We start from the raw sequence: 10568 nt of genomic DNA, 5'->3' as shown, positions 1-10568 counted from the left end.
TCTGAAAACGAGGCGTGCATGGCCGCAACCGACGACACCCAACTGCTCGAACGTCTGCTCGCGGGTGAGCAAAAAGCGTTCAAGGAACTGGTCAGCACCTACCAGAGCGCCATGCGCGCCGTGGCTTACGCGATTGTCGGTCAGCGCCATGTCGAAGAAGTGGTGCAGGACGCCTGGCTTTCGGTGGTGCGCCATATCGGCAGCTTCGAGGGTCGTTCCAGTCTCAAGACCTGGCTGCTGACCATCACCGCCAATTCCGCCAAAAGCCGTTACAAACAAAACCGCCGCGAAGTGTTGATGGATGATCTGCCGTCTCCCCACGGCACCATCGACGACGATCGCTTCTCTCCCGGTGACGGCCATTGGCTGGTGGCGCCATTCGCCTGGCATCAGGACACCCCGGAAGCCTTGCTCACCGAAAGCGAACTGCGTGATTGCCTGGAGCACACCCTGCTCAGCCTGTCGGAACTGCAAAGCAGCGTGTTGCTGTTGCGCGAACGTCAGGGGCTGGAACTGGAAGAGATCTGTAATCTTCTGGAGATCTCGCTCTCCAATGTCCGTGTGCTGCTGCATCGTGCGCGGCTGAAAGTCTTCGCCACGGTGGAGCATTTTGAGGAGACCGGCGAATGCTGACCTGCAAGGAACAAGTAGCGCGCTCCAGCGATTATCTCGATGGCCAGTTGAGCTTTCGCGAGAAACTGCTGGTGCGCCATCACCTGATGTTCTGCCCGAACTGTCGGCGGTTCATTCGTCAGATGCGTTTGATGCAGGCGACCCTGAAGGCGTTGCCGGAGAAACCGCAAGAGGGTGTGGACGCGCTGGCCGAACGTCTGGCCGAGCAGCGCCGAAAAGATAGTCTTCTGTAGACGCTGAACCATTGTGGCGAGGGAGCTTGCTCCCGCTGGGTCGCGAAGCGGCCCCCGCTTTACTTAGAAGCAGAGGACTGCTTTGCAATCCGGCGGGAGCAAGCTCCCTCGCCACAGGTCAGATAAAAATAGCCCGGCGCGGGACGAAACGAACGGATGATGGGGATCGTCCCGCCCGCGTCAGGCTAGAGGGTGACGCGTTTTAGAACTTGGCTTCGGCATCCAGTTGCAGCGTATTGATATCGGAGTCGGTCTTCTTCAGGCTGGCGTTGGTGTAGTCCGAGTTGGCCATGAAGTAGGTGGCACCCAGGGTGAAGTTCTTGTCCAGCTCGTAGCTGACTTTCAGCTTGCTGCCGCGCGAACCGGTGTAGCCGTTGGCGAAGTCGGAGTCAGTGAAGGCACCGACCACCGCATTACGCTGCACGTCGCGGTAGTTGTAGTCGATCCCGAAGCCGTAAACCTTGGTCTTGACGCCGGCCAGCCAGCCAGTGTCCTGGTCGTTGCTGGCGTCTTTGTTGTTGACGTACTGACCGTAGATCGACAGCGGCACTGGCAGGTTGGCGATGTCCAGTTGACCAAAACCTTCATACAGTTTGAAGGTTTCGTTCGGGCTGTTACCGTTGACGGCCAAGGCACATGGCGCAGTGACGGTGCCGGTGGTCGGGCAGGCGCTGTCCTTGTCATTGTCGTAGGAATAGAGGCTGCCGCCCAGGGTCAGTTTCAGGCTGTCGGTCAGTGCGAAGCGACCGCCCAACTGGCCAGCGTACAGACGCAGGTCGTGCTTGAACTGCACGCCTTCGCCGTCGACGTTGTCCTTGAGGGTGTAGTGGCCGGCGCTGCCGAACAGCTCGGTGCTGCCGTTCAGCGGGTACTTGTAGGTGACGGCCAGACCTTCCGGGTTGATGTCGCTGTCCCAGATGATGTCGCCCATGCTCACCCACGGCTGGTTCATTTTACCGGCGATTAGGTGCAGGTTCTTGATGGCGTCAGGGTGGTAATCGACGTAACCCTGGTCGAGCCAGATCTGCTTCTTGTCGAAGTAGTTGTTCAGGTCCTGGTTGGTGGAGCGGGCGTCGTCGCTGCTGCCGGTGGCGATACGGATACCGGTGTCCACCTGTGGGTTGATTTCGGTGTAGGCACCCAGACGAGCACGAATGCGCTGACGGTCCTGGTCCTTGCTGTTCGGCACGCCATCGTTCTTGACGGTCTCCTGACGGAAACGCACGTCACCCTTGAACTGGGTCTTGGCGGCCCAGGCAAGTTTCTGGTCGAAGGAGCTCAGCTCGTTGGTTTTCTTCGCGGTCGCCGCGATTTGCTCGTTGGTCTCTTGCTGCGCCTGCTGCGCGATTTGCTGAGCCTTCTGATCCTGGGCCAGTTCGGTTTGCAGTTCGAGGTACTGCGCCTGGGTGATGGAACCGTTAGCCTTGAGCATGTCGAGCAGTTTGGCGTCGACTGCGGCACTGGCCGGAACACTCATGGCCAGCAACAGGCCACCGCACAAGGCCGCCGCAGTTTTCGTGGAAGCAAGACGCATAGCAATCTCCGAAGATGAGAGGGGATGGCTGAACCATCCTGGGCACACCGACGCGCACGTCGGAAAACAGTGTCCGGGTAGAACCCGGCGCTCTAAAAACAGGAGCGAGTATCGCGATGGTTTATGACAGAGCAGTGGCTAAGTGATGTCATGTCGATGACGATACAAAGATGTCCTGAACTATTGATCTAGAGCGCTGTCGTCCGAATGCTCGTGTGCAAAGGGCAGCGATAAGCGATACTCGCGGGGCTTTGATGCCCGGAAGTGGAGAGTCAGTTGATGCCGTTGCAACGCCTGCAAAGCCTGTCAGAAATCGCCCCTGCGACCTGGGATGCACTGGTGCCCGAGAACCAGCCGTTTCTGCGCCATGCCTTTCTCTCGGCGCTTGAAGACAGCGGCAGCGTTGGCCCGCACACGGGGTGGCAAGCCGAGCATCTGCTGCACGTTGAAGGCGGTCGGTTGATCGCCGCGTTGCCCAGTTACCGCAAGTGGCATTCCTACGGTGAGTACGTGTTCGATCACGGCTGGGCCGATGCCTGCGCCCGGGCCGGCATCGATTACTACCCCAAGCTGCTGACGGCGGTGCCGTTCAGTCCGGTCAGCGGCCCGAGACTGTTGGCGGCGAATGTCGAGGATGGATTCGAACTGCTCAAGAGCCTGCCGGGCTATCTGGAAATCGAAGATCTTTCCAGCGCGCACATCAATTTCACCGACCCCTTCACCGACGCCGCCATGGCCGAGCAGCCGGGCTGGCTGCAGCGCATCGGCTGTCAGTATCACTGGCAGAATCGCGGTTACCGGGACTTCCAGGATTTTCTCGACGTGCTCAGTTCGCGCAAGCGCAAGCAGATGCGCAAGGAACGCGAACAGGTGGCGGGGCAGGGCTTCGAGTTCGAATGGTTGACGGGGCGCGAGCTGGACGAGTCGCAATGGGATTTTGTCTACGCCTGCTATGCCAACACTTACGCCGTGCGCCGCCAGGCGCCCTATCTGACGCGCGAGTTCTTCAGCCTGCTGGCCGCGCGGATGCCGGAGGCGATTCGGGTGGTCTTCGCCAGACAGGGTTCACGGCCGGTGGCAATGGCCTTCAGTCTGGTCGGGGGCGACAGCTTCTATGGGCGCTACTGGGGGTGTCTGGCCGAGTTTGACCGGCTGCATTTCGAGACGTGTTTCTATCAGGGCATGGACTATGCGATTGCCCACGGATACCAGCGTTTTGATGCCGGTGCGCAGGGCGAGCACAAACTGATTCGCGGCTTTGAACCGGTGATCACCCATTCGTGGCACTACCTGCGTCATCCCGGATTGAAAGCGGCGGTGAAGGATTTCCTGCAGCAAGAGCGCGCCGGAGTATTGGCCTACGCCGAGGAAGCCAGAACAGCCTTGCCCTACCGCCAAACCTGAGTTCGCCTTTAATCGGCGCCGACATTCATTCCCGAGCGTGGCTGATTTCCTGATGTGGGAGGGGGCTTGCATCCCGAATGCGATGTGTCAGTGCAGTAAATATGACTGACATGGCGCGTTCGGGAGCAAGCCCCCTGCCACAGGGGTTCTCCAGTGGTGTCAGGTGTCCTCTTTACCCAGCCAGCGATAAATCGTCCCGCCCACCACTGCGCCCAGCAGCGGCGCGACCCAGAACATCCACAACTGCGCGATCGCCCAGCCGCCGACCATCAGCGCCGGGCCGGTGCTGCGCGCCGGGTTGACCGAGGTGTTGGTGACCGGAATCGAGATCAGGTGAATCAGCGTCAGGCCCAAACCGATGGCGATCGGTGCGAGGCCTGCCGGGGCGCGTTTGTCGGTGGCGCCGAGGATGATGATCACGAACATTCCGGTCATCACCAGTTCGGTGACAAACCCGGTCGCCATCGAGTATTTGCCCGGAGAATGCTCACCGTACCCGTTGGAGGCCAGGCCGGCGGCGATGTCAAAACCCTCCTTGCCACTGGCGATGTAGTAGAGCAGGGCAGCCGCGAGTATCCCGCCCACTACCTGGGCGATGATGTAGGCCGGCAGCTCCCTCGCCGGAAACCGCCCGCCGACCACCAACCCGACCGACACCGCAGGATTGAGGTGACAGCCACTGATGTGACCGATGGCGAACGCCATGGTCAGCACCGTCAGACCAAATGCCAGGGCCACCCCCAGCACTCCAATGCCCAACGGCGAAGACGCCGCAATGACCGCGCTGCCACAGCCACCCAGAACCAGCCAGAACGTACCCAACAACTCCGTGACTGAACGTTTGAACAGAGACATGAGAGAGTCCTTGATAGCCCATGCTATCGAGACTGTATTGCGTTGTGCTTCCCTGCAGATTTACGACAGGTTCCGTGCTGGAGCCTTGGCTGAGTACAGCAGGCTTTGGATGGATTTCCAGCAGGCATGAAAAAACCGCCAGAGCCCGTGGTTAGAGGCCTGTGGCGGTTCTCGATGTATTGTGGGAGGGGGCTTGCTCCCGAATGCGGTGTGTCAGACAAATGTTCGGTACTGACACCCCGCTTTCGGGAGCAAGCCCCCTCCCACATTGGAGTTGTATTGATCCAATAATCAATCGATTCCGACAAACCCTCCGGTCTGGTGCGCCCACAACCGCGCATACAGGCCGCGATGCGCCAGCAGTTCGGCGTGGGTGCCGCTCTCGGCGATCTTGCCGTTTTCCAGCACCACCAGCCGATCCATACGGGCGATGGTCGAGAGGCGGTGAGCAATGGCAATCACGGTTTTGCCTTGCATCAGGGTTTCCAGGCTTTCCTGGATCGCCGCTTCCACTTCCGAGTCGAGTGCCGAGGTCGCTTCGTCCATGATCAGGATCGGCGCGTCCTTGAGCAACACCCGGGCAATCGCGATGCGCTGGCGCTGACCGCCGGACAGCTTCACCCCGCGCTCGCCGACGTGCGCATCGAAACCAGTGCGACCTTCGGCGTCCGACAGTAACGGAATGAACTCGTCGGCGCGGGCCTTGTGCACCGCATCCCAGAGCTCGGCGTCGGTGGCGTCAGGCTTGCCATACAGCAAGTTGTCGCGGATCGAGCGGTGCAGCAGAGAGGTGTCCTGAGTGATCATGCCGATGCGTGCGCGCAGGCTTTCCTGGCCGACTTCAGCGATGTTCTGCCCATCGATCAGGATGCGTCCGCCCTCGACGTCGTACAGGCGCAGCAGCAGGTTGACCAGGGTCGATTTGCCGGCACCGGACGGCCCGATCAAGCCGATTTTCTCGCCGGGTTTGATGGTCAGGTTGAGGTCGCCGATGATGCCTTTCTTCTTGCCGTAGTGAAAATCCACATGCTCGAAACGCACTTCGCCACGGGCCACCGCCAGCGGTTTGGCCTGTTCGCGATCAGTGACGCTGACCGGTTGCGAGATGGTCTGCAGACCGTCCTGGACCATGCCGATGTTTTCGAAGATGCCGGTGACTACCCACATGATCCAGCCGGACATATTGACGATACGAATCACCAGACCGGTGGCCAGCGCGATAGCACCGACGGTGATCAGTGACTGCGTCCACAGCCACAGCGCCAGCGCGGTGGTGCCGACGATCAGCAGGCCGTTCATGGTGGTGATCGCCACGTCCATGCTGGTCACCACGCGGCCGGCCATCTGCGCCTTGACCGTCTGTTCTTCGATGGCTTCCTTGGCGTAGTGCTGTTCGAAATTGGTGTGGGCGAACAGCTTCAGGGTGGCGATGTTGGTGTAGCCGTCGACGATCCGCCCCATCAGTTTCGAGCGTGCGTCGGAAGCTTCCACCGAACGCTCTTTCACCCGTGGCACGAAGTAATACAGCGCGCCTATGTAGGCAGCGATCCACGTCAGCAGCGGGATCATCAGGCGCCAGTCGGCTTCGGCGAACAGCACCAGCGAACTGATCGCATAGATCACCACGTGCCACAGCGCATCCACCGCTTGCACCGCGGAATCGCGCAACGAGTTGCCGGTCTGCATGATGCGCTGGGCGATACGCCCGGCGAAGTCGTTCTGGAAGAAGTTCAGGCTCTGCTTGAGCACGTAACTGTGGTTCTGCCAGCGGATCATGCTGGTCATCCCCGGGCTCAGGGTCTGATGCACCAGCAGATCGTGCAGGCCGAAAAAGATCGGCCGCAGCACCAGCGCAACCACCACCATCCACGTCAGTTCGAGGGCGTGGTCGCTGAAGAAATTCGGGTTGGGCGTGCCCTGGGCGAGGTCGATGATGCGGCTCAGGTAGCTGAACAGCGCCACTTCGATCAACGCGGCAAACAGGCCGACCACCAGCAGAGCTGCGAAGCTCGGCCAGACTTGTCTCAGGTAGTAGGTGTAGAAGGGCCAGACACGATCTGGAGGGGACGCCGTCGGAGCGTCGCGGAATATGTCGATCAGTTGTTCGAAACGGCGATAGAGCATCAGATAACCGCCCGGAAGCCGGGCTCTCCTTTTATCGGTGTGAGCGGCGTGGCGTCAGGCCAGCGCCGCTCGATACGCCCTGTACAGCTTAGTCGATGACTTTGGCCGACTTGATGATCACAGGGTCGACAGGCACGTTTTGCATGCCGCTTTTGGTGGTGGTTTGCGAGTTGACGATGACGTCGACCACGTCCATGCCCTTGACCACCTTGGCGAACACCGCGTAACCGGCGTCGCGACCTGGATCAAGGAAAGCATTATCGGCTACGTTGATGAAGAACTGGCTGGTGGCCGAATCCGGGTTCGAGGTGCGCGCCATCGACAGAGTGCCGCGAACGTTATGCAGGCCATTGCTGGCTTCGTTCTTGATCGGCGCCTTGGTGTCTTTCTGCTGCATCTGTGGAGTGAAACCGCCGCCCTGAGCCATGAAACCCGGGATCACGCGGTGGAAAATGGTGTTGGTGTAAAAGCCGCTGTTGACGTAATCCAGAAAGTTCTTGGTACTGATCGGCGCCTTGACCGAATCCAGTTCGATTTCGATCTGACCGTTGGTGGTGTCCAGCAGCACGTGCGGTGCTTTGGCAGGCGTGGCAGCCATCAGGTTGGCGGCAAACAGCACAGTACCAGCGGCGAGGGCGAGTTTTTTCAGCATGGGTCAGTGATCCTGAGATTGAGTGTCGGCTGCGGCAAGAAACTCCAGCAGCGTTTGGTTGAAGCGTTGGGGTTGATCGAGCGGGGTGGCGTGGCGCGAATCGGCGATCACCACCAGCCGCGCATTCGGCAGCAGTTTTACATAGGTTTCTTTCAGCGCGACGGGTGTGTAGTCACGGTCGGCGCTGACGATGAGGGTTGGACAGGAAATTCTCGAAAGTCGTTCCTGAACGCCCCAGCCAACAATCGCGTCGAAGCTGGCGAGATAAGCACGTTTGTCGTTTTTTGCCCAGCGCTCGGACATTTTTTGCCGCAGTTCGGCCTGCTCAGGCTTGGGAAAAAGTTTGCTGCCCAAGGCCTTGCCGATAGTCGCGAGGCTGAGTACGCGCATCAGACTCCAGCGCTTGAACCACTGCCAATAGTCGTCGCGACTGCGGATTTTGACCTCGGGGGCGCTGTTGACGATGGTCAGGCTTTTCAGCATCCGCGGCTGATCGACGCCGAACTGAAAGCCGATCATCCCGCCCATCGACAGCCCGACATAGTGCACCGGGCCAAGGTTCAAGTGTTCGATCAGTGCCAGCAGGTCGGCGCTGAAACCGGCGATGCTGTAGCGCTCGCGGGGTTTGTCCGAGCGACCGTGACCGCGAATGTCCGGAACGATCACCCGGTAGTGCGCCGACAGCGCCGGGATCTGCATTTCCCAGTCAAGCGTGCTCGAACCGAGCCCGTGAACCAGCAGCAACGGCGAACCGTGGCCATATTCCTCGTAGTGCAGGTTGCAACCTTCGTGCTCGAAATAGGCCATCGATGAACTCCGTGTCAGGCTTGTTCAGGGGCGGCGAACGGTGCGTCCAGCGGCAAGGTGTCGAAGGTGCGCAGCAGTTCGATGAGGATCTGTGTTGCCGGGCCCAGCGGTTTGTCCTTGTTCGAATACAGATAGAAGCTCGGGTTGCGGCTGCCGCCCTGATCCAACGGTAGCAGCTTGAGCGTGCCTTCCTTCAATTCCCGTTCGATCATGTGTCGAGGCAGCCAGGCGAAGCCCAGACCGCTGCTGACGAACGTGGCAGCGGTGGCGAGGCTGCCGACCGTCCAGCGCTGTTCGGCGCCAAGCCAGCCGACGTCGCGCGGCTGCTGGCGACCGGAGTCGCGAATCACCACCTGCATCTGGGTTTCCAGATCCTGGAAGCTCAGTTCGCGATTGAGCCGATGCAGCGCGTGATCCGGGTGGGCGACCGCGACAAACTCGACGTCGCTCAATTCCGCACCGAGGTAGCCGGGAATGCTCAGGCCGGTGATCGCCAGATCGGCGACCCCTTCGAGCAATACCTCTTCGACCCCCGACAACACCTCTTCGCGCAGCCGCACGCGGCAGCCGCGACTCTGCGGCATGAACGCGGTCAATGCGCGGACGATGCGTGCGCTCGGGTAGGCGGCATCGACCACCAGCCGCACTTCGGCCTCCCAGCCCTGTTCCATGTGGTGGGCGAGGTCTTCCAGCTGGCTGGCCTGTTTCACCAGTTGGCGCGAGCGGCGCAGCAGCACGCCACCAGCCTCGGTGAGCACCGCTTTACGTCCGTCGATGCGCAGCAACGGCACACCGAGCTGGTCCTGCATGCGGGCGACGGTGTAACTCACCGACGATTGCGAACGGTGCAAGGCCTCGGCGGCCTGGGCGAAGCCGCCGTGGTCGACCACGGCTTGCAATGTTCGCCATTGATCAAGGGTCACGCGGGGCGCTTTCATCAATAGCTCCTCTTGTCCTAAGCTGGCCGTCCCTCATGGAGACTGGCGAATGAAAAAATTCTGTTGTGTGTTGCTGGCGTTGCTGCCGCTGACGGCGTTTGCTTACCCGATCGACGTGCAGAAAAACCTCAATGGCTTGAAGATCGACTACGAAACCCACGATACCGACAAGGACATCGGCTCGATTCGGGTCGCCAACTACGGCGACGTGGACGCTACCTGCAAAGTCGTATTCAACAATGGTCCGGAAGCACCCCGTACGCGCAACATCGAAATCCCGGCCCGCAAACATACGAACGCCACGGCCAAGTTCTCCCGCGAGATCATCAGGCTGCGCATCGACCTGAGCTGCAGCCCGAAATAACACCGCGTTCTATTGTGGAAGCGGGCTTGCTCGCGAAGGCGGTGTACCAGACACATTAATGGTGAATGACACACCGCCTTCGCGAGCAAGCTCGCTCCCACAGGGTACAAGCTGCATCTAAACGAATTATTCGATGCTTTGCAGCAATTATTTGCGCTTTTTCATCGATGTAACCCTGTTTAACCTCCATTCCATCGACCTACAACATTCTCGGATGGAGACTACACACCATGTCCCGCGTTCTGATCATCGAAAGCAGTGCCCGCCAGCAAGACTCGGTTTCCCGTCAACTGACCCAGACCTTCATCAGCCAGTGGAAATCCGCGCACCCCAACGATCAGATCACCGTGCGTGACCTCGCCGTGAACCCCGTTCCACACCTGGACATCAACCTGCTGGGCGGCTGGATGAAGCCCGCCGAGCAGCGCAACGCCAACGAACAATCGTCGCTGGATCGATCCAACGAGTTGACCGATGAATTGCTCGCCGCCGACGTACTGGTGATGGCTGCGCCGATGTACAACTTCGCGATCCCGAGCACTCTCAAGGCCTGGCTCGACCACGTGCTGCGTGCCGGCGTGACCTTCAAGTACACCGAAACCGGCCCGCAAGGCCTGCTCAGCGGCAAGCGTGCCTATGTGCTCACAGCTCGCGGCGGCATCTATGCCGGCGGCCCGGCCGACCATCAGGAACCGTACCTGCGTCAGGTCATGGGCTTCATCGGCATCCACGACGTGACCTTCATTCACGCTGAAGGCATGAACCTGGGCGGCGACTTCCAGGAGAAGGGCCTGAATCAGGCCAACGCCAAACTGTCCCAGGTCGCTTGACAGGTTAATCCCCAGATAATCGCCGATTGTTCTAGTGACCCGGCGCAACCCCTTCAAGGCCCTACGCGCATCGAACCTCCCTTTGCACTTGTTGCTCCTGAGTGCTGTAGCCCGATTGAACGCTTTAGCGAGATCGGGCTTTTTTTTGCCTGCAATTATCTGAGCAACGTGTAACCCCTGTGGGAGCGGGCTTG

At 60.0% G+C, this 10568-nt stretch carries 11 protein-coding genes; 5 read left to right on the top strand and 6 right to left on the bottom strand.

Annotated features, from left to right (window positions below):
* Positions 1 to 18 precede the first annotated feature (18 nt).
* Positions 19 to 633, top strand: a complete 615-nt coding sequence (locus NTD85_RS26335; protein ID WP_003222662.1) for an RNA polymerase sigma factor — start codon at positions 19 to 21, stop codon at positions 631 to 633.
* On the top strand, positions 627 to 866 hold the full coding sequence (locus NTD85_RS26330) for an anti-sigma factor family protein (RefSeq protein WP_003222664.1): 240 nt from the start codon (positions 627 to 629) through the stop codon (positions 864 to 866). The genes NTD85_RS26335 and NTD85_RS26330 overlap by 7 nt, the downstream gene beginning before the upstream one ends.
* Before the next feature lie 202 nt (positions 867 to 1068).
* On the opposite strand, the gene NTD85_RS26325 is transcribed toward NTD85_RS26330, so the two are convergent.
* Complete coding sequence (locus NTD85_RS26325) at positions 1069 to 2400, bottom strand: putative porin (RefSeq protein ID WP_003222666.1); 1332 nt, start codon at positions 2398 to 2400, stop codon at positions 1069 to 1071.
* A gap of 279 nt (positions 2401 to 2679) precedes the next feature.
* Between NTD85_RS26325 and NTD85_RS26320 the strand changes: the two genes are divergently transcribed.
* The gene (locus NTD85_RS26320) at positions 2680 to 3804 is read left to right on the top strand and encodes a GNAT family N-acetyltransferase (RefSeq protein ID WP_262143617.1); all 1125 of its coding nucleotides are present in this window, start codon (positions 2680 to 2682) and stop codon (positions 3802 to 3804) included.
* A gap of 159 nt (positions 3805 to 3963) precedes the next feature.
* Here the strand turns inward: NTD85_RS26320 and aqpZ are convergent, their stop codons facing one another.
* The 5 genes from aqpZ to NTD85_RS26295 all read right to left on the bottom strand — a co-directional run bounded on the left by aqpZ (position 3964) and on the right by NTD85_RS26295 (position 9180).
* On the bottom strand, positions 3964 to 4659 hold the full coding sequence (gene aqpZ, locus NTD85_RS26315; protein ID WP_262143616.1) for an aquaporin Z: 696 nt from the start codon (positions 4657 to 4659) through the stop codon (positions 3964 to 3966).
* Positions 4660 to 4950: 291 nt separating this feature from the next.
* Positions 4951 to 6783 (bottom strand): ABC transporter ATP-binding protein, encoded by a 1833-nt coding sequence (locus NTD85_RS26310; protein ID WP_003222671.1) that lies wholly within the window; start codon positions 6781 to 6783, stop codon positions 4951 to 4953.
* 88 nt (positions 6784 to 6871) lie between these two features.
* Positions 6872 to 7435: a peptidylprolyl isomerase gene (locus NTD85_RS26305; RefSeq protein ID WP_262143615.1), complete on the bottom strand. Its 564-nt coding sequence runs from the start codon at positions 7433 to 7435 to the stop codon at positions 6872 to 6874.
* A 3-nt stretch (positions 7436 to 7438) separates the two neighbouring features.
* Entirely contained in the window at positions 7439 to 8242 is an 804-nt protein-coding gene (locus NTD85_RS26300) for an alpha/beta fold hydrolase (RefSeq protein WP_262143614.1), read from the bottom strand.
* Between the two features lie 14 nt (positions 8243 to 8256).
* On the bottom strand, positions 8257 to 9180 hold the full coding sequence (locus NTD85_RS26295; protein ID WP_025110609.1) for a LysR family transcriptional regulator: 924 nt from the start codon (positions 9178 to 9180) through the stop codon (positions 8257 to 8259).
* 49 nt (positions 9181 to 9229) lie between these two features.
* Here NTD85_RS26295 and NTD85_RS26290 point away from each other — a divergent pair, with 49 nt between their 5' ends.
* Together NTD85_RS26290 and NTD85_RS26285 are read left to right on the top strand one after the other, a co-directional pair.
* Positions 9230 to 9544, top strand: coding sequence for a 3-phosphoglycerate kinase (locus NTD85_RS26290; RefSeq protein WP_201138464.1), 315 nt, complete (start codon positions 9230 to 9232; stop codon positions 9542 to 9544).
* A gap of 230 nt (positions 9545 to 9774) precedes the next feature.
* A complete protein-coding gene (locus NTD85_RS26285) occupies positions 9775 to 10374 on the top strand; it encodes an FMN-dependent NADH-azoreductase (protein WP_103484442.1) in 600 nt (199 codons plus the stop codon).
* Positions 10375 to 10568: the final 194 nt, after the last annotated feature.

The organism is Pseudomonas sp. 13B_3.2_Bac1 (assembly GCF_025466205.1).
Classification (GTDB): domain Bacteria; phylum Pseudomonadota; class Gammaproteobacteria; order Pseudomonadales; family Pseudomonadaceae; genus Aquipseudomonas; species Aquipseudomonas fluorescens_H.
The sequence above is the reverse complement of the archived record's forward strand: the minus strand, read 5'-3'. Positions and strand labels throughout refer to the sequence as shown.

Coding starts and splice junctions, on each gene's coding strand:
- NTD85_RS26320 (WP_262143617.1), top strand. CDS start 2,680: ATGCCGTTGCAACGCCTGCAAAGCCTGTCAGAAATCGCCCCTGCGACC.
- NTD85_RS26310 (WP_003222671.1), bottom strand. CDS start 6,783: ATGCTCTATCGCCGTTTCGAACAACTGATCGACATATTCCGCGACGCT.
- NTD85_RS26335 (WP_003222662.1), top strand. CDS start 19: ATGGCCGCAACCGACGACACCCAACTGCTCGAACGTCTGCTCGCGGGT.
- NTD85_RS26330 (WP_003222664.1), top strand. CDS start 627: ATGCTGACCTGCAAGGAACAAGTAGCGCGCTCCAGCGATTATCTCGAT.
- NTD85_RS26290 (WP_201138464.1), top strand. CDS start 9,230: ATGAAAAAATTCTGTTGTGTGTTGCTGGCGTTGCTGCCGCTGACGGCG.
- NTD85_RS26295 (WP_025110609.1), bottom strand. CDS start 9,180: ATGAAAGCGCCCCGCGTGACCCTTGATCAATGGCGAACATTGCAAGCC.
- NTD85_RS26300 (WP_262143614.1), bottom strand. CDS start 8,242: ATGGCCTATTTCGAGCACGAAGGTTGCAACCTGCACTACGAGGAATAT.
- NTD85_RS26305 (WP_262143615.1), bottom strand. CDS start 7,435: ATGCTGAAAAAACTCGCCCTCGCCGCTGGTACTGTGCTGTTTGCCGCC.
- aqpZ (WP_262143616.1), bottom strand. CDS start 4,659: ATGTCTCTGTTCAAACGTTCAGTCACGGAGTTGTTGGGTACGTTCTGG.
- NTD85_RS26325 (WP_003222666.1), bottom strand. CDS start 2,400: ATGCGTCTTGCTTCCACGAAAACTGCGGCGGCCTTGTGCGGTGGCCTG.
- NTD85_RS26285 (WP_103484442.1), top strand. CDS start 9,775: ATGTCCCGCGTTCTGATCATCGAAAGCAGTGCCCGCCAGCAAGACTCG.